Origin of the sequence: Natrinema sp. DC36 (assembly GCF_020405225.1) — an archaeon.
Classification (GTDB): domain Archaea; phylum Halobacteriota; class Halobacteria; order Halobacteriales; family Natrialbaceae; genus Natrinema.
Genome location: NZ_CP084472.1, coordinates 1,334,677 through 1,352,127 on the forward strand (window position 1 = coordinate 1,334,677; position 17,451 = coordinate 1,352,127).

The window sequence follows — 17,451 nt, forward strand, 5'->3', positions numbered from 1 at the left end:
CTTCGCTGGCGTTTTCCCGCCAGTCGATTTGCATCGCAGGCAGACCAGAGACAGATACACGATACATGAGCGCGGAAGAACCTCAAGAACAAGAAGACGACGAAGACCTCCGATACTTCGTCCGCATCGGACAAACGGACCTCGATGGGACGAAGTCCGTCGAGCGCTCGCTCTCGGAGATGAACGGGATCGGTCGCCGGACCGCCCGACTCATCGCCGAGGAAGCGGGCGTCGACCGAACCGCGACGTTCGGTCGACTCGACGACGACGTCATCGACGGCGTCATCGAGGCCGTGGAGAACTACGCCGACCAGGTCCCCGACTGGCTCAACAACCGTCAGGGCGACTTCTACAGCGGCGAAACGACCCACGAGATCGGGAACGATCTCCAGTTGACCCGACAGCACGACATCAACCGGATGAAGATGATCGACTCCTACAAGGGCTCTCGCCACAAGCGAGGCCAGAAGGTTCGCGGTCAGCGAACCAAGTCCACCGGCCGAACGGAGGGCACCATCGGAGTCAACGTCGAAGAGATCCGCGAAGAACAGGCCGAAGAGGCCGCAGCCGCCGAAGAAGAAGAAGAGGACGAGGGTGAATAATGCCACTCGGCACTGACACCAAGCAATACGAGACGCCGAACCACCCCTACCAGGGTGAGCGCATTGCCTCCGAACACTCCCTCGTCGACCGCTACGGGCTCTCGAACAAAGAAGAGCTCTGGCGAGCGCAGTCCGAACTTCGCTCCTACCGGCGCGAGGCTCGAGAACTGCTCGGCCAGGCCCAGGACGACGAAACCGTCATCCGACGCTCCGAGGAGTTCCTCAACCGACTCAAACGCGTCGGCATCCTCAACGAGACGGACGAACTCGGCGACATCCTGTCGCTCGAGGTCGAGGACATCCTCGAGCGCCGACTCCAGACGGTCGTCTACCGGACGGGACTGGCGAACACGCCCCAGCAGGCCCGCCAGTTCATCGTCCACGGCCACGTCGTGGTCGACGGGCAGCGCCACCTCGTTCCGTCCTACGTCGTCGACACCGACGAGGAGGATCTGGTGGCCTTCGACGAGAACAGTCCGCTCGCGGACGAACTCCACCCCGAACGCGCGGAGGGTAACCAATGAGCCAGAACGACGACAAATGGGGAATCGCCCACGTACACGCATCGTTCAACAACACCGTCATGACCGTGACCGACCTCACGGGCGCGGAGACGATCGCCAAGTCCTCCGGTGGGACGGCGGTCAAGCAAAACCGCGACGAAGCGTCGCCGTACGCGGCCATGCAGATGGCCGAGTCCGTCGCCGAAGAGGTCAAAGCGGCCGGTATCACGGGCCTCCACGTTCGCGTGCGCGGCCCCGGCGGCAACCTCCAGAAGTCCCCCGGTCCCGGCGCGCAGGCGACGATTCGCGCGCTCGCCCGCTCGGGCATCGAGATCGGGCGAATCGAGGACGTTACGCCGATCCCCCACGACGGATCGCGCGCACCGAAAGGCAAGGGCGGCTACTAGACCATGACAGAGGAGTACGACGTCGAGTTCGTCGAACGCGAGGATCGTGAGGCACGGTTCCTCGTTCGCGGCGTAACGCCCGCGTTCGCTAACGGCATCCGCCGCGCGATGGTCGCCGACGTACCCACGATGGCGATCGACACCGTCCGGTTCGTCGAGAACTCGTCGGTCATGTTCGACGAGCAACTCGCGCTCCGACTCGGGCTCGTCCCGCTGACGACCCCGCCGGTCGGCGAGTTCACCGAGGACGACACCGTTACGCTCTCGATCGACGTCGAAGGGCCGGCGACCGCCTACTCCGGCGATCTCGTCTCGAGCGACGACCTCGTCCAACCCGCGGACGATAACATCCCGATCATCGATCTCAATGACGGCCAGCGTCTCGAGGCCGAGGCCGATACCATCATCGACCGCGGGAAAAACCACGCCAAGCATCAGGGCGGGGTCGCGGTCGGGTACCGGCACCTCCAGCGCGTGGCGGTCGACGGTGATCTTCCCGAGTTCGAGGACGAAGAGAGCCGGATTATCCGCGGCGTCATCGAAGACGACGGCGAACTCGTGTCGACGAGCGAGTTCGACCACGACCTCTCGAATCGCTACCCGGGCAAGGAGGTCCGGGTCGAGGACGTGCCGAACGCCTTCGTCTTCCACGTGGAGACCGACGGCTCGTTCCCCATCGAGGAGCTCGTGACGCGAGCAGCGGAGACGCTCGCCGAACGCGCGACCGAACTCGAAGACGCAGTACAGCTATAGATATGAACCGACGCCCCCGACCCGATCAAGGAACGCCGTTCGCCGACGCCGTGAGCGACGAGACCGGCGATCGCGTTCCTGCTGGAATCGAAAGGGGTTTGAAGGGGCGACGGGTAGACGGAAGTGCGAGCAGGGATAGCCAAGTTAGGCCAACGGCGCAGCGTTCAGGGCGCTGTCTCGTAGGAGTCCGCAGGTTCAAATCCTGCTCCCTGCATCACTTCTCTAAACTCGATTCCACCGTCGACGGCGCAGTATCCCGCGCCGCCGACGTGCCGGCAGTTGCAGTATTTGGAGGAAACCAATGAGTAGCAAGACTAATCCGAGGCTCAACGATCTCATCGCCGAGCTGAAGTCGACGTCCCGCGAAACGGACGCCGACGTCTGGCGAGACGTTGCGGATCGACTCGAGAAGCCCCGACGCACCCACGCTGAGGTAAATCTGGGCCGCATCGAGCGGTACGCACGCGAAGAAGAGACTGTCGTCGTTCCCGGCAAAGTGCTGGGATCCGGCGCACTACAGAAGAACGTCACCGTCGCCGCCGTCAAGTTCTCTTCGTCCGCAGAGACGAAGATCGACCAGGTCGGTGATCCGGTACCGCTCGAGCAAGTGCTCGAAGAGAACCCCGACGGATCGGATGTCCGGGTGATTCGATGAGTCTCGCAGAGTTCGACGCAGATCTCGTCGTCGACGCACAGGACTGTATTCTCGGTCGGGTCGCGAGCGAGGTCGCCCAGCGCGCGCTGGACGGCGATCGCGTCGCGATCGTCAACGCCGAGGACGCGGTCATCACCGGCGACGAGGAAGACATCTTCGAGACGTACCGCACGCGGCTGCAGCTGGGTTCGGACCGCGGACCCTACTACCCCAAGCGACCGGACACGATCTTCAAGCGGTCCGTTCGCGGGATGCTGCCGTACAAGAAAACCCGTGGCCGCGAGGCACTCGACAGCGTCCGCGTCTACGTCGGCAACCCCTACGAGGACGACGACGATCACGAGACGGAAGTGCTCGAGGGGACGTCGCTGGATCGGCTGTCGAACATCCGCTTCGTCCACCTACGCGAAGTGTCCGAACAGTTAGGTGCTAACGTCACATGGTAACCAACACGAGTGGCAAGAAAAAGACGGCCGTCGCCCGCGCCACGGTGCGCGAGGGTGAGGGTCGCGTTCGAATCAATTCGCAACCGGTCGAACTGGTCGAACCGGAGACGTCCCGACTCAAGATGCTCGAGCCGTTCCGCATCGTCGGCGACGACCTGCGCGGCGAGATGGACATCGATGTCCGCGTCGAAGGTGGCGGTATCAGCGGACAGGCAGACGCCGTCCGTACCGCCGTCGCACGCGGGATCGTCCAGCACTCGAACGACGCCGAACTCCGCGACGCGTTCATGGAGTTCGACCGTTCGCTGCTGGTCAACGACGTTCGCCAGTCCGAACCGAAGAAGTGGGGCGGCCCGGGCGCTCGGGCGCGCTACCAGAAATCCTACCGCTAAGGTGATTCAAGTATGATGGTACCGGTCCGGTGTTTCACCTGTGGCAACGTCGTCGCCGAACACTGGGAAGCGTTCGACGAGCGAGCGAACGAGGGCGACGAGGATCCCGAGAAGGTCCTCGACGAACTCGGCGTCGAGCGCTACTGCTGTCGGCGCATGCTCGTCAGTCACAAGGACCTCGTCGACATCGTCTCCCCGTACCAGTAACAATGCAACAACAACAGCACAACCGCTACGAGAAGGCACGCATCCTCGGCGCTCGAGCGCTGCAGGTCTCCTACGGTGCGCCGGTGTTGATCGAGACGGAGCAGACCCAACCGATCCTCATCGCCGCAGAGGAGTACGACGCCGGTGTGTTGCCCTTTACCGTCAAGCGGGGGTACGACCGGAAATGACGCTCATCACCGACATCCGGCTGCGTCGGATCCTCGACTCGCGAGGGAACCCGACGGTCGAGGCGGATGTCGTGACCGAGAGTGGCGGCTTCGGCCGTGCCGCGGCACCTAGCGGGGCCAGCACGGGCGAGTACGAAGCCGTCGAACGACCCCCGGGCGAGGCGATCGCTGCGGCTCGGGAACGCGCCGTTCCCCGGCTCGTCGGCGAGATCTACGCGGGCAACCAGCGCGATGTCGATGCCGCGCTCCACGCTGCCGACGGCACGGACGACTTCTCGGAGATCGGCGCAAACAGCGCGGTCGCGATCTCGATGGCCGCTGCGAAAGCCGGTGCCGACGTGCTCGGTGCACCGCTCTTTCAGCACCTCGGTGGTACGTTCCGCGGCGAGGGCTTCCCGATTCCGCTCGGTAACGTCGTTGGCGGCGGCGAACACGCCGCCGACGCGACCGACATTCAGGAGTTCCTGGCCGCACCCGTCGGCGCACCGAGCGTCGAAGATGCGGTCTTCGCGAACGCGGCCGTCCACGCCGCCGTCGCCGAACTGCTCGAGGAACGCGGCGTTCCCTGCGGCAAGGGCGACGAGGGCGCGTGGGCACCGTCGATCGACGACGGCGGGGCCTTCGAAATCGTCGCCGAGGCGGTCTCGCTGGTCCAAGACGAGGTCGGCTTCAATATCGGCTTCGGGCTGGACGTCGCCGGTGCTGAACTGTACGATTCCGAGTCGGAAACGTACGAGTACAGCGACCGGAGCCGCGATACGGACGAGCAGATCGCGTACATCGCCGACCTCGTCGAGGAGTACGACCTCGTCTACGTCGAGGATCCTCTCGACGAGGACGATTACGACGCCTTCGCCGACCTCACGGACGAAGTCGGCGACCAGACGCTGATCTGCGGTGACGACCTGTTCGTCACCAACACCGACCGACTCATCGAGGGGATCGACCGCGGCGCGGCCAACAGCATCCTGATCAAGCCGAACCAGATCGGGACGCTGTCGGACGCGTTCGACGCGATCGAACTCGCGACGGAGAACGGTTACGACTCGGTCGTCTCCCACCGGTCGGGCGAGACCGAAGACGCGACGATCGCACACCTCGCCGTTGCGACCGACGCTCCCTTCATCAAGACGGGAACCGTCGGCGGCGAGCGAACCGCAAAGCTCAACGAGCTCATTCGAATCGCAGACGACGCGACATGACAGAAAACGACGCAACCCAGGAAGGGCTCGACGCCGCCGAGGAGGAAATCGACGAGGAGCCAGCCGAAGGGGCTGGCCCCGCCGCCGAGGAGGATGTCGAGCCAGTAGACGAACAGCCCGCCGACGCCGAGGGAGCCCCCGCGGCCGACGCAGAACCAGCCGACGACGACGCCGAGGAAGAAGACGCCGGTCCGACCCTCGACGACGATGTCATGCCCGACGAAGAGGCGGACCTGTTGATCCCCGTCGAGGACTACCTCGGCGCTGGCGTCCACATCGGGACCCAACAGAAGACCGAGGACATGGGTCGGTTCATCCACCGCGTTCGAACCGACGGTCTCTACGTGCTCGACGTCTCGAAGACCGACGGCCGCATCCGCACGGCCGCGGACTTCCTCGCGAACTACGACCCGGAGCAGATCCTGGTCACCTCGAGCCGTCAGTACGGTCGGTTCCCGGCCGAGAAGTTCGCCGATGCCGTGGGCGCTCGCGCCCGTACCGGTCGCTTCATCCCGGGCACGCTGACGAACCCGAAGTACGACGGCTACATCGAGCCGGACGTGCTGGTCGTCACCGACCCGATCGGCGACGCGCAGGCCGTCAAGGAAGCCATCACGGTCGGCATCCCGGTCATCGCGATGTGTGACTCGAACAACCAGGTCAGTAACGTCGACCTCGTCGTCCCGACGAACAACAAGGGTCGAAAGGCCCTTTCGGTCGTCTACTGGCTCCTCGCCAACGAGGTCCTCGATCGACGCGGTGCCGAACCGTCCTACTCGCTCGAGGACTTCGAAAGCACGGTCTAACGCTGTAGATATCGACGCTGTTCGTTTTCTCGCCGACTATCGCTCGAGCGCGATCTCCGAGAGTGTGGCGACGGACTGTCACTACGCTCGAACGGCGTGTGATCGATGAGACTTCTTCTGGGCAACTCGACGGGCACTCCCCGTCGGCGTTCGGACCACTTCAAAGAAGTCAACTGTATGACAAGACTTATACACAACTGGTAGAAAAAAGTGACAATGTCCTCGGCACCCTCCGACCGGGACTGGCGAGCCGTCGTCGCGGCCGTGATGGTCGTCGGCGCGCTTCTCGTTGCCGGCTGTTCCGATACGAGTAAGGAGTACAGTTCGACGATCAGCGACCCGTCGACCGGTGACGTGATCGACAACGTCTCCGTCGAGACCATCGACCAGCAAAACGGCGCTCGCTTCGACGTGGACTACTCCATCGACGCGACCGCGAACGAGACCTACTCCCTCGTCGTGTACGAGCGCCGGAACGACTCGTTCGAATGGGACGGGACCTACAGCCTCGATCCGAACAGGTATCACACCGAATTCTCCGTCGGGTCGCCGCTCCCGGACGAACCAGACCCGACGTATCAGATCCGGGTCGAACGCGGGGCAAACGCGACCGTCATCGACGCCATCACGGTGACGATCGACGCGAACCGCTCCTGAGCGTCCGAGGATGGCTCGAGAGTTTCACGACGAAGACGCCGCATCCAGCACCGCCTCGATCAGTTCGGCGGCGTCGGTGGCCGTCGCACCGAAGACGTAGGTCGCGGGTTCGATCCCGAACGCGCCCCGATGGTATGCGACGCGGGGAACCTCGCCGCGGTCCGCGAACCGATTTCGGAGGTGGTCCCCCCGGTCCTCGTAGTCGGCATCGAACTCGAGCGGATCGATCCCCGTCGCCGCCGCGGCCTCGAGTACGTCGTCGTCGGTGGCGACGTTGATCGCGCCGCGAACGGACGGATCGGCGTCGTTGGCGGCGAGTATCGCCGTCGAAACGTGTTTCGAGGCGCCGAACTCGGGGTTGGCCGGAATTTCGATCCGGCCGCCTATCGCGTAGATCCGGCCGGGAACCGCGGCGACATCGGTCTCGTCGCGCGGCTCGGGCAAGCACATGCCGACGTTCGTCCCGACGTTCGGGACGGAGTCGGCCATACCGGGGATCGAGGCGAGCGTCCGCGCGGCGGTGCGGACGTTCGCGAGAACGTCCCGTTCGGCACGGACGTCGGGATCGACCCCGCGGACGCAGAGGTCGCAGCTGAGTCCCTGCAGCTCCGGCATCGCTTCTTCGTGAAGTTCGCAGATTGGGCCCCGGTCCTCGAGGCTCCGGACCAGCGAGAGGAGTTCGGCGAGCGCGTCGTAGGCGTCCAGCTCGCCGCCGGCCAGTCCGTCCGCGATGTGATCGACGGTGGCGACGGTTTCGGGGTCGTCGCGAAATCGATCGTCACCGCCGCCGGTACCGGTGATGTACTTGCTGACCGCGGCCTGGGTCACGCCGAGTTCGGCGGCGATCTCCTGTTGTGTCATCCCGCGGTCGGCGAGTCGGGTGGCTAACATCGCCCGCACGGTCGGTAGGAACCGTTCGACGACGAGCTCACTCGGGAGAACGAGCGACATACGACCGACGTTCGACTGCAGGGGCATAAGTCCGACTCCGATCGAACGGTCGACGGCTCATACGGTCTGCTGTAAGTCATTTCCGGCGCGACCGTGATCCGGCCTGTGGTCGCACCGGTACATCGTTACAGCAGACCGTATCACCGCGGACGACAGCGACGACACAGACAGGTATTACTTGTCCTCGGACGAACGGCCGGGCATGACACTCTCGAGCGCTCCCGGGAAGGTGTACCTGTTCGGGGAGCACGCGGTCGTTTACGGCGAGCCCGCCGTCCCGTGTGCGATCGAACGGCGGGCACGGGTCGGCGTGCAACGACGCGACGACGGCAAGCTCCGCGTTCAGGCGGACGATCTCAGTCTGGACGGATTCACGGTCGAGTACGACGGGACGACGGAGGCCGGACCCGACATCGACGTCTCGGAATCGCTCGTCAGCGCGGCGATGGGGTACGTCGACGGCGCGATCGAACAGGTCCGCGAGGTCACCGGCGAGGACGACGCCGGCTTCGACGTGACGATCGAGAGCGACATCCCGCTGGGTGCGGGGCTCGGCTCCTCGGCGGCCGTCGTCGTCGCCGCGATCGACGCCGCGACTCGAGAACTCGGCGTCACCCTCGAGCCCGCCGAACTCGCCGAGCGGGCCTATCAGACGGAGTCCCGGGTTCAGGACGGCCAGGCCTCCCGGGCCGACACGTTCTGTTCCGCGACCGGCGGTGCGGTCCGCGTCGAGGGCGAGGACTGTCGCACGCTCGAGGCACCCGATCTGCCGATCGTGATCGGATTCGACGGCGGCGCGGGGGATACCGGGCAGCTGGTCGCGGGCGTTCGAGATCTCCGCGCGGAGTACGATTTCGCGGCCGACACGGTCGAAGCGATCGGCGATATCGTCCGGAAGGGCGAGGAAGCGCTCGCCGACGGCGACATCGAGGAGCTCGGGCGGCTGATGGACTTCAATCACGGCCTGCTCTCCGCGTTGGGCGTCTCCTCGCGCTCGCTCGATACGATGGTCTGGGCGGCCCGCGACGCGGGCGCACACGGCGCGAAGCTGACCGGTGCCGGCGGCGGCGGCTGCATCGTCGCGCTGGATCCGACGCCCGAGACCGAAACGGCCCTCTCCTTTACACCGGGATGTGAGGAGGCGTTCCGCGCTGAACTCGCCGACGAGGGGGTGACGCGGCTCGAATGATCGTCCTGAAACTCGGCGGGAGCGTCATCACCGAGAAGGATCGTGCGGAGACGCTCGACGGCGACGCGCTCGAGCGAGCGGCGGACGCCATCGCGGCGGCGCTCGAGGCGGGGCTCGACGACCTCGTCGTCGTCCACGGCGGTGGGAGCTTCGGCCACTACAACGCCAGCGAACACGGCGTCAGTACGACCGAAGGAACGCACGATGCGAGCGCAGTGCTGGACATCCACGGGGCGATGAAAACGCTGAACCAGTTCGTTCTGACTCGACTTCTCGAGCGGGATGTCAACGCGGTCCCGGTCCATCCGTTTTCGGCGGCGCATCGCGATCGCGAGGGGCAACTCGAGTTGGCAACGGATCAGATCGAAACGATGCTCGAGGAGGGGTTCGTTCCCGTCCTCCACGGTGACGTGATCGCCCACGCCGGCGCGGGTGCGACGGTGATCAGCGGCGACGAGCTCGTGGCGGTACTCGCCCGCGATCTCGCCGCGGATCGGGTCGGCCTCTGTTCGACAGTTCCCGGCGTACTGGACGAAGACGACGCGGTGATCGACCGGATCGACGACTTCGACGCGGTGGCTGCGGTGCTCGGAGCTAGCGAGGCGACCGACGTGACCGGCGGGATGGCCGGAAAGGTCCGAACGTTGCTGGATCTCGAGGCCGAAGCGTCGATTTTCGGCCTCGACGCGCTCGAGTCGTTCCTCGACGGTGCGAATCCGGGGACGACGATCGACTGAATTCGGACGCAACGGAGAGCTGACAGACGATTTTAACGGGTCCAGAATCCGCCGGTGAACATGACGAGCACGGGGATAATCTCCAATCGACCGATCCACATGAGGAAGATCATCAAGAGCTTCGAGAGGATCGGGAAGTCGGTGTAACTACCGAAGGGGCCGAGGAACCCGAAGCCGGGGCCGATGTTTCCGATCGTCGCGAGGCTGGCGCTGAACGCCTCGAGCGGGGTTTCCACGAGGTGATTGGCGTCGAGCGCGATGAGCAGGGTGGCGATGGCGAAGATCAGGAGGTACAGAAAGGTGAAGCCGAGCACGCCGCGAATCGCGTCCTCGTCGACGACGTTGCCACCGAGGCGGATCGGTCGAACGGCCTCGGGATGGGAGGCCGTAAACAGCTCCCGCCGCAGGATCTTGAACACGATTAGCCACCGGACGACCTTGACGCCGCCGCCGGTCGATCCGGCACAGCCGCCGACGAGCATCGCGAAGAGGAGCACGATTTTACCCGTCGAGGTCCATTCGACGAAGTCGCTGGTCGCGTAGCCGGTCGAAGTCAGCAGCGACGCGATCTGGAAGGCGCTCTGACGCAGCGAGTTCTCGAAGACACCGTCCGTCACGCCGCCGAGATCTGCCAGTGCCGGGGCACCACCGGTATAGAGAATGCCAGTGAGCACGGCCGTCAATGCCACGATCGCACCGATGTAGGCACGAAACTCGGAGTTGCGGACGAAGCGCTGTCGCTCGCCGCTGAAGACGTGCCAAAACAGAGCGAAGTTGGTGCCGGCGATAATCATGAACGGGATGGCGGTCCACTGAACGACCGCGGAGAACGCCGCGACGCTGTCGGCCTCGGGCGAGAAACCGCCCGTGGGAAGCGTCGTGAACCCGTGGGCGATGGCATTGTAAAGGCCCATGTTGGGAGCCATCCCGGCGAGGTGGAAGCCGTAGAGAATGGCGATGTAAACGATGGTGAACGCGAAGTAGACGAGCCAGAGAATGCGTGCCGTCTCGGCGATTCGCGGCGTGAGTTTCTGTAGCTGCGGTCCCGGTGCTTCAGACTCGACGAGCTGTGCGCCGCTGACCGCGAGCTCCGGCAAGATCGCGACCATCAGGACGATGATACCCATCCCGCCGAGCCACTGGGTCAGTTGCCGCCACATCATTATCGCGTGTGAGTGGCGGTCGGTCGAAATCTCCCCGAGAACCGTCGCCCCGGTCGTCGTGAACCCGGACATCGACTCGAACAAGGCGTTGACGGGGTGGGCGAGCGTCGATTCGGTCCCCCAACCCGCGAGCACGTACGGCACCGCACCGATGATCGCCACTGCCAGCCACGTGATCGCGACGAACAGCATCGCCTCCCGGACCTGCAGGTCCGGATCGGGACTGAGCCGCTCGAGGCCGTGGCCGACGGCGATCGTGAGGGCGATCGTCGCGACGAACGGGAAGACGGGATCGTTGTAGATGAGCGCCACGATGAGCGGAATCACCAGTGGGACGGCGAGATATTTGAGGACGATCCCGACGAGGGCGAAACTGGCGCGCCAGTCAGTTCGGAGCCGCATCGAACACCCCAGTTGCGCAGTCACGTCTGGACACAGTATCTAATGGCATTTTGATTGGATCGTATTAATCCATCGTAAGACGCTACGCAACGCTGATCCGAGGAATTATATACAAATTGTGCGTATAGTTACCTATGAGCGTTCGGTTACCGAGCGTTCGTCATCCACACTCGTTTTACGACGTATTCGGCGTCGTCATCACTGCGGTGGCGATCACAGCCATCGTTCTCGCCGTTTGGTACGGATCGATCATTCGGTTAGAAATAGCCGTTTTCATGACGATCGTCTTCCTGTGGGCTGGCTGGGCGATCGAACGAATTCTGGCGGAATCCAGAGAACGATCGAGACGGCGACAGCGGCGGCGGCCACCGTGGAAATGAATATCCCCGCGAGAACGTCCCCGTCATCCGTAATTCGGCATCGACGGGCGATCGACGGACGCTTCGCTCCCGTCACGAGATAACGAGGGACGGTCGAGGTCACTGAAACGATATATTTTCAATGGCCAGGCAAGAACACCGACGCAATGTATATCGTCATCGTCGGTGCGGGCGATATCGGGATGCCGCTCATCGACATCGCGACCCGGTCGGGAAACGAGGTCGTCGTCATCGAAAACGATCCCGAACGAGCGGACGAGATCGCCGGTGAATACGACTGTCTGGTTCTCAACGACGATGCGACGGCCCACAACGCGCTGATGGATGCTGGAATCGAGAACGCGGACGCCATGATCAGTACGACCGACCGGGACGCGACCAACATCATGGTCTGTCTGCTCGCGCAGGAACACGAAGTCCCCAATATCGTTTCGGTCGTTCACGACCCCCAGCACATGAACGTGTTCAGCCAGATCGGCGTTAACACGATGGAAAATCCCCAGGAGCTCATCGCCGAGTACCTCTACCGATCGGTGGCTCGCCCGGCGATCGTCGACTACATGCGAATCGGAGAGGAAGCGGAGGTGTTCGAGATCCGCGTCACGGAAAACGCGCCGATCGACGGGAAGAACCTCATCGAGGCGGCGAACGAAGACCTCCTCCCCGAGGACGTCCTGATCGTTGCTATCGAACGCGAAGGGGAAGATCCGCCGATTACGCCGCGGGGGAATACGCGTATCGAGGCCGACGATTTACTCACTGTGTATTCGGCATTTGGGGCAGAACCGTCGCTCACGGACGTGTTCGGCCATCCAGAAGACCAGTTACGATGACGACTGAATCGAGCGAACGACGGCTCCGTAACCGTCGGTCACACCGGTCGGTATCGGATGCCAGAATTCGACTGTACCGGCAGGATTTCAACGCGTATATGGCCCCGGGTCGGGCAGTGAGCGACACATGAACGAGGCGATAGAAACGATCGGTCGAGACCTGGGGCGAATTCTCGAGGCGCTGGCCGGCCTGATGTTCGTCTCCCTTCTCATTCCGATCGTCTGGCGCGAATACTACGCGATTCCTGCACTGATCGTCTCCGGATTGGTTCCGTTGGCCATCGGTTATTTCTTCACGACTAGATTTCGAGAGGCGACCAAACCCGGGAAGCTACACGGGATGATCATCGCCGCGGCAGGGTGGTTCTGCGTCGCGGTCTTCGGGTCGTTGCCCTTCTATTTCATCGCGTGGACCGTCGAGTTCTCGCCGACGCTCATGGAGACACCCTCCCAGACGACGACGCTCGCGGCGTTTACCGATCCGCTCAACGCGCTGTTCGAGAGCATGAGCGGCTTTACCGGCACGGGGCTGACGATGACCGACAACGAGGAGGTCCTGCCACGGACCCTCCAGTGGTGGCGTTCGTTCATCGAGTGGATCGGCGGCGTGGGCGTGATCGTCCTTACGACGGCGATTCTCGCGCGTCCCGGGAGCGGTTCGTTGACCCTGTACGAGAGCGAGGCCCGCTCGGAACGGATCCATCCGAGCATCGTCTCTACCGTCCAGACGATCTGGTGGATCTTCATCCTCTTTACGTTCGTCTCAATCTTGCTCCTCTGGACCGTCGGAATGCCGATCTGGGGTGCGATCAACCACGGGATGACGGGTCTGGCAACCGGCGGGTTCTCGATCACCGACAACTCGATCGCCACCTACGACAGTGCGGCTATCGACTTTGCGCTGCTGCCAGTCATGCTGCTCGGCAGTATCGCGTTCCCGATCCACTATCTCATTCTGCAGGGCGATCTGCGTAACCTCTACGCAGACCTGCAGACCCGGTGGGTGTTCATTTACATGAGCCTCGGAACGCTCGCTCTCACCGCATTAGTGTACGTCGGCGACACGTACGATTCCCTGTTCACGGCGTTCCGATACGGATCGTTCCAGTTCGTCTCTGCCGCCACCTGTGCCGGTTTCCAGACCGCCGTCGACTCGACCAACGTGGCACTGGGAAGCTGGACGGCTCAGGCCCAGCTCACCGTGACGTTCGGCATGATCGTCGGCGGTGCAGCCGGATCGACGGTCGGCGGAATCAAGCTGATCCGGGCTCTCACGCTGTTAAAGGGGATCAGGTTCCGGATTTCGGACGTGTTCTACCCCGAAACGGCCGTCCGACGGCTGAAAATCAACGGTCGTCGCCTCAACGAACGAGAGATGCGCCAAGAGTTCGAGGAAGCAGCGATCATCGCGTTCCTCTGGTTCGTCTTCCTCGGTATCGGCACGTTCGTTCTCCTCTTGTTACTCCCGGAGGGAGCGTACACGCTCGAGAACGTTATTTTCGAAGTCGCCAGCGCACAGGGGAACGTCGGTCTCTCCGCGGGGATCACCGGTCCGAAATCGCTACCGACGCTCGGTAAGATCATGTTCCTCTTTAACATGTGGATCGGTCGCCTCGAGATTATTCCGGTCCTCGTGACGGTGCGAGCGGTCTTCCGCCGCGGAGGGATCTACCGATGAGGGCCAGCAACCTCCCGATCGTCGGTGAGCTGCTCGAATCGGGTGCCGAAGATCGGGTCTTCGATTCGCTCTTGCTCGTCGGCCCGCTTCTGATCCTCTTCATCGCCCTCGTTGGACGATCGACCCTTACTACCGGACTCGCACTCTCCTATGTCGTTTTCTTCACCGCATACGTCCTCTACCGCGGTGTCCGCGGCTAAGGGCCGTTCGACTGCCTTCGGAAGGGAGAACTCGAGCGATTACCTCGACTCCTATATCAGTTCGATGACCTCGTCGAGAGCGTCCGCGGCGACGAAGATGATCACGTGGTCGCCGGACTGAACGACCGTCTCGCCGCGCGGCGTGATGTGCTCACCGTCCCGCGAGATGGCACCGATGACGACGCCCTCCGGGAGGTCGTTCGTCGCATCGACGATCTCTCGGCCGACGAGAACGCTCTCCGGGCCGACCTCGATCTCGATGACCTCCGCGCGATCGTGCTCGAGCATCGCTATCTTCTCGGTGTTGTCCGTCCGGGTGAACCGGATGATTTCCTCCGCGGTTTCCTCTCGAGGATTGATCGCGACGTCGACGCCGACGGTCTCGAAGAGGTCGGCGTACTGGGGGTTCTCGATGATCGCGACGGTACGGTCGACGCCGAGGCGGTCGGCGAGCAGGGAGACGAGGAGGTTCTTCTCGTCGCTGTCGAGGGCGGCGATCACGACGTCGGCCTCGCCGACGTGCTCGCGGGCGAGGAACTCCTGATTGGTCGCGTCGCTCTCCATGACCATCGTGTTCGGGAGCGACTCGGCGACCTCGCGAGCCCGTTCGTGATCGCGTTCGATCAGCCGCGGACGAAAGCCGTGATCCTCGAACTCCCGGGCGGTCTGAAATCCGATCTCGCTGGCACCGACGATGACGACTTCCTCCGCTTCCTCGGGCGTCATAGCGACTTCGTTGGCGAAGTCGTTGATCGAAGTTGGACTCCCGATCACGACGACCCGATCCCCGGCCTGAATAACGGTGTCACCTCTGGTGACGACCATCTCGTCGTCCCGGAAGATCGCGGCGAACGTGAGCGAATCGTAACAGTCAGCTTCCCTGACGGTCCGATCTGCGATCGGGCTGTCCACCGGGATGTCGAACTCGGCCATGCGAATGAGCCCGCCAGCGAACGTATCGACGTCGTGCGCGCTCGGCAGTCCCGAAATCCGGAAGATCGCCTGGGCGGTCAAGAGGTCGGTACAGACCATGAAATCGACGCCGAAGGCCCCCTTCGAGCCCTGCCACGTCTCGAGCAACGTCCGGCGACGCACTCGTGCGATGGTAAAGACGTCGCCCGCAGCTTTCGCCGCGCCGCAGACGACCGCGTTCGTCTCGTCGTTGTCGGTACAGGCGATGACGAGACCCGCCTGCTCGAGTCCGGCCTCGCGCAGCGTCTCGAGGTCGGTTCCGTCACCGCGGATCGTGAGCACGTCGAGCGAGTACGTGAGTTCCTCGGTGACGTCGCCGTCGCGATCGACCAGGGCAACGTCGTGGGTGTCCTCCAGGTTGGCGGCGATCGATCGACCGACTTCGCCGGCCCCGACGATGATTACGTACACGACGGTCCCTCCGAAATCATAGTTATTGGGATCCGTTTCGAGGCGACGGGGAAATGGATTTCGGTGCCTGAAAGCGCCTGCCAGTTCCCCGGAAGGTGCCCTCAGTGGGCGGTAGGGGCGATGCGACGACGGGCGAGCCAACCCACTGCGTTTTTAACACCCGGCCGTGTAGGAGGCACTAGCGAAACCCGCGGGCAAGTGCGTTCGGGGCTTGCGATGTCGCGAGCTATCGAAGACGGAACCGCCGTCGCACCGAGCGCATAGCGGGATGGCCGACGTGCTGTAAGACGCCGGGGCCGTACAACCGGGAGTCCGCGGACCGTTTCGACGAGAGTCCAGGCAGCGACTTTCAGTACGAGGAACCATGGAAATCGAAATCGCAACCATCGGCGGCTACGAAGAAGTCGGACGGCAGATGACTGCCGTCCGCGCAGGCGACGACGTCGTCATTTTCGACATGGGGCTGAACCTCTCGCAGGTTCTGATCCACGACAACGTCGAAACCGAACGGATGCACAGTCTCGACCTGATCGATATGGGCGCGATCCCCGACGATCGGGTCATGAGCGACCTCGAGGGCGACGTGAAGGCTATCGTGCCGACACACGGCCACCTCGACCACATCGGTGCCATCTCGAAGCTGGCCCACCGGTACAACGCGCCGGTCGTCGCGTCGCCCTTTACGATCGAGCTGGTCAAACAGCAGATCGAGGGTGAACAGAAGTTCGGCGTCGAAAACGATCTCGTCAAGATGGAGGCCGGCGAGACGATGTCGATCGGCGACTCCGGCAAGGTCGACCTCGAGTTCGTCAACGTCACGCACTCGATCATCGACGCGATCAACCCCGTTCTCCACACGCCCGAAGGTGCGATCGTCTACGGGCTCGACAAGCGCATGGATCACACGCCGGTCATCGGCGATCCGATCGACATGGAGCGCTTCCGCGAGATCGGTCGCGAGGGCGAGGGGGTCCTCTGTTACATCGAGGACTGTACCAACGCGAACAAGAAGGGTCGAACACCCTCCGAGAACGTTGCCCGTGAACACCTCCGGGACGTGCTCTACAGCATGGAGGACTACGACGGCGGCATCGTCGCCACCACCTTCTCGAGCCACATCGCTCGCGTGAAGTCGCTGGTGGAGTTCGCCGACGACATCGGCCGCCAGCCCGTGTTGCTGGGTCGGTCGATGGAGAAGTATTCGGGCACCGCAGAACGGCTCGACTTCATCGACTTCCCCTCCGATCTGGGGATGTTCGGCCACCGAAAGTCCGTCGACCGCACGTTCAAGCGGATTATGAACGATGGCAAGGGCGACTACCTGCCGATCGTCACCGGCCACCAGGGCGAGCCTCGCGCGATGCTCACCCGGATGGCCCGCGGCGAGACGCCGTACGAACTGGAAGACGGCGACAAGGTCGTCTTCTCCGCCCGCGTGATTCCGGAGCCGACCAACGAGGGCCAGCGCTACCAGGCCGAGAAACTGCTCGGCATGCAGGGCGCGCGGGTCTACGACGACATCCACGTCTCGGGCCACCTCAATCAGGAGGGTCACTACGAGATGCTCGACGCACTACAACCGCAGAACATCATCCCAGCCCACCAGGACATGAGCGGCTTCTCGAGCTACGTCAATCTCTGTGAGGGCGAGGGATACAAGATGGGACGAGACCTCCACGTCACGCGCAACGGGAACCTCATCCAATTAGTCGACTGA

General features: G+C 63.4%; 22 protein-coding genes and 1 tRNA gene. 20 read left to right on the forward strand and 3 right to left on the reverse strand.

Going from position 1 to position 17,451, the window contains the following annotated elements:
* The first annotated feature begins 65 nt into the window (after positions 1-65).
* The 13 genes from LDH74_RS07235 to LDH74_RS07295 all read left to right on the forward strand — a co-directional run bounded on the left by LDH74_RS07235 (position 66) and on the right by LDH74_RS07295 (position 6,818).
* Positions 66-602 (forward strand): 30S ribosomal protein S13, encoded by a 537-nt coding sequence (locus LDH74_RS07235; protein ID WP_226041845.1) that lies wholly within the window; start codon positions 66-68, stop codon positions 600-602.
* Entirely contained in the window at positions 602-1,126 is a 525-nt protein-coding gene (locus LDH74_RS07240) for a 30S ribosomal protein S4 (protein WP_226041846.1), read from the forward strand. The genes LDH74_RS07235 and LDH74_RS07240 overlap by 1 nt, the downstream gene beginning before the upstream one ends.
* Positions 1,123-1,512: a 30S ribosomal protein S11 gene (locus tag LDH74_RS07245; protein WP_226041847.1), complete on the forward strand. Its 390-nt coding sequence runs from the start codon at positions 1,123-1,125 to the stop codon at positions 1,510-1,512. The genes LDH74_RS07240 and LDH74_RS07245 overlap by 4 nt, the downstream gene beginning before the upstream one ends.
* A 3-nt stretch (positions 1,513-1,515) precedes the next feature.
* On the forward strand, positions 1,516-2,265 hold the full coding sequence (locus LDH74_RS07250) for a DNA-directed RNA polymerase subunit D (RefSeq protein WP_226041848.1): 750 nt from the start codon (positions 1,516-1,518) through the stop codon (positions 2,263-2,265).
* A 129-nt stretch (positions 2,266-2,394) separates the two neighbouring features.
* Positions 2,395-2,479, forward strand: a tRNA-Leu gene (locus tag LDH74_RS07255).
* 87 nt (positions 2,480-2,566) lie between these two features.
* Positions 2,567-2,920, forward strand: a complete 354-nt coding sequence (locus LDH74_RS07260) for a 50S ribosomal protein L18e (protein ID WP_226041849.1) — start codon at positions 2,567-2,569, stop codon at positions 2,918-2,920.
* Positions 2,917-3,366: a 50S ribosomal protein L13 gene (locus LDH74_RS07265; protein WP_226041850.1), complete on the forward strand. Its 450-nt coding sequence runs from the start codon at positions 2,917-2,919 to the stop codon at positions 3,364-3,366. The genes LDH74_RS07260 and LDH74_RS07265 overlap by 4 nt, the downstream gene beginning before the upstream one ends.
* Positions 3,360-3,758, forward strand: coding sequence for a 30S ribosomal protein S9 (locus LDH74_RS07270; RefSeq protein WP_098726866.1), 399 nt, complete (start codon positions 3,360-3,362; stop codon positions 3,756-3,758). The genes LDH74_RS07265 and LDH74_RS07270 overlap by 7 nt, the downstream gene beginning before the upstream one ends.
* Before the next feature lie 12 nt (positions 3,759-3,770).
* Positions 3,771-3,965: a DNA-directed RNA polymerase subunit N gene (locus LDH74_RS07275; RefSeq protein ID WP_226041851.1), complete on the forward strand. Its 195-nt coding sequence runs from the start codon at positions 3,771-3,773 to the stop codon at positions 3,963-3,965.
* Positions 3,966-3,967: 2 nt separating this feature from the next.
* A complete protein-coding gene (locus LDH74_RS07280; RefSeq protein WP_006184680.1) occupies positions 3,968-4,153 on the forward strand; it encodes a DNA-directed RNA polymerase subunit K in 186 nt (61 codons plus the stop codon).
* Entirely contained in the window at positions 4,150-5,355 is a 1,206-nt protein-coding gene (gene eno / locus LDH74_RS07285) for a phosphopyruvate hydratase (protein ID WP_226041852.1), read from the forward strand. Before LDH74_RS07280 ends, eno begins: the two co-directional genes overlap by 4 nt.
* Complete coding sequence (gene rpsB, locus LDH74_RS07290) at positions 5,352-6,161, forward strand: 30S ribosomal protein S2 (RefSeq protein ID WP_226041853.1); 810 nt, start codon at positions 5,352-5,354, stop codon at positions 6,159-6,161. The genes eno and rpsB overlap by 4 nt, the downstream gene beginning before the upstream one ends.
* 216 nt (positions 6,162-6,377) lie before the next feature.
* A complete protein-coding gene (locus tag LDH74_RS07295; protein ID WP_226041854.1) occupies positions 6,378-6,818 on the forward strand; it encodes a hypothetical protein in 441 nt (146 codons plus the stop codon).
* Between the two features lie 24 nt (positions 6,819-6,842).
* Here LDH74_RS07295 and LDH74_RS07300 read toward each other — a convergent pair whose 3' ends face one another.
* The gene (locus LDH74_RS07300; protein WP_226041855.1) at positions 6,843-7,769 is read right to left on the reverse strand and encodes a thiamine-phosphate synthase family protein; all 927 of its coding nucleotides are present in this window, start codon (positions 7,767-7,769) and stop codon (positions 6,843-6,845) included.
* A gap of 202 nt (positions 7,770-7,971) precedes the next feature.
* Between LDH74_RS07300 and mvk the strand changes: the two genes are divergently transcribed.
* Both mvk and LDH74_RS07310 read left to right on the forward strand, forming a co-directional pair.
* Positions 7,972-8,958 carry a mevalonate kinase gene (gene mvk / locus LDH74_RS07305; protein ID WP_226041856.1) on the forward strand — a complete coding sequence of 329 codons (987 nt, stop codon included), beginning with the start codon at positions 7,972-7,974 and terminating at the stop codon, positions 8,956-8,958.
* Positions 8,955-9,695 (forward strand): isopentenyl phosphate kinase, encoded by a 741-nt coding sequence (locus LDH74_RS07310; RefSeq protein ID WP_226041857.1) that lies wholly within the window; start codon positions 8,955-8,957, stop codon positions 9,693-9,695. The genes mvk and LDH74_RS07310 overlap by 4 nt, the downstream gene beginning before the upstream one ends.
* A 32-nt stretch (positions 9,696-9,727) precedes the next feature.
* Here the strand turns inward: LDH74_RS07310 and LDH74_RS07315 are convergent, their stop codons facing one another.
* The gene (locus LDH74_RS07315) at positions 9,728-11,260 is read right to left on the reverse strand and encodes a TrkH family potassium uptake protein (protein ID WP_226041858.1); all 1,533 of its coding nucleotides are present in this window, start codon (positions 11,258-11,260) and stop codon (positions 9,728-9,730) included.
* Positions 11,261-11,394: 134 nt separating this feature from the next.
* Between LDH74_RS07315 and LDH74_RS07320 the strand changes: the two genes are divergently transcribed.
* From LDH74_RS07320 to LDH74_RS07335, 4 genes are all read left to right on the forward strand, one after another.
* On the forward strand, positions 11,395-11,640 hold the full coding sequence (locus LDH74_RS07320; RefSeq protein ID WP_226041859.1) for a hypothetical protein: 246 nt from the start codon (positions 11,395-11,397) through the stop codon (positions 11,638-11,640).
* Between the two features lie 146 nt (positions 11,641-11,786).
* Positions 11,787-12,473: a TrkA family potassium uptake protein gene (locus LDH74_RS07325; RefSeq protein WP_226041860.1), complete on the forward strand. Its 687-nt coding sequence runs from the start codon at positions 11,787-11,789 to the stop codon at positions 12,471-12,473.
* Positions 12,474-12,600: 127 nt separating this feature from the next.
* On the forward strand, positions 12,601-14,151 hold the full coding sequence (locus LDH74_RS07330) for a TrkH family potassium uptake protein (RefSeq protein WP_226041861.1): 1,551 nt from the start codon (positions 12,601-12,603) through the stop codon (positions 14,149-14,151).
* On the forward strand, positions 14,148-14,351 hold the full coding sequence (locus LDH74_RS07335; protein ID WP_226041862.1) for a hypothetical protein: 204 nt from the start codon (positions 14,148-14,150) through the stop codon (positions 14,349-14,351). Before LDH74_RS07330 ends, LDH74_RS07335 begins: the two co-directional genes overlap by 4 nt.
* A 51-nt stretch (positions 14,352-14,402) precedes the next feature.
* On the opposite strand, the gene trkA is transcribed toward LDH74_RS07335, so the two are convergent.
* Complete coding sequence (gene trkA, locus LDH74_RS07340; RefSeq protein WP_226041863.1) at positions 14,403-15,734, reverse strand: Trk system potassium transporter TrkA; 1,332 nt, start codon at positions 15,732-15,734, stop codon at positions 14,403-14,405.
* Positions 15,735-16,098: 364 nt separating this feature from the next.
* Between trkA and LDH74_RS07345 the strand changes: the two genes are divergently transcribed.
* Positions 16,099-17,451, forward strand: a complete 1,353-nt coding sequence (locus tag LDH74_RS07345; protein ID WP_226041864.1) for a ribonuclease J — start codon at positions 16,099-16,101, stop codon at positions 17,449-17,451.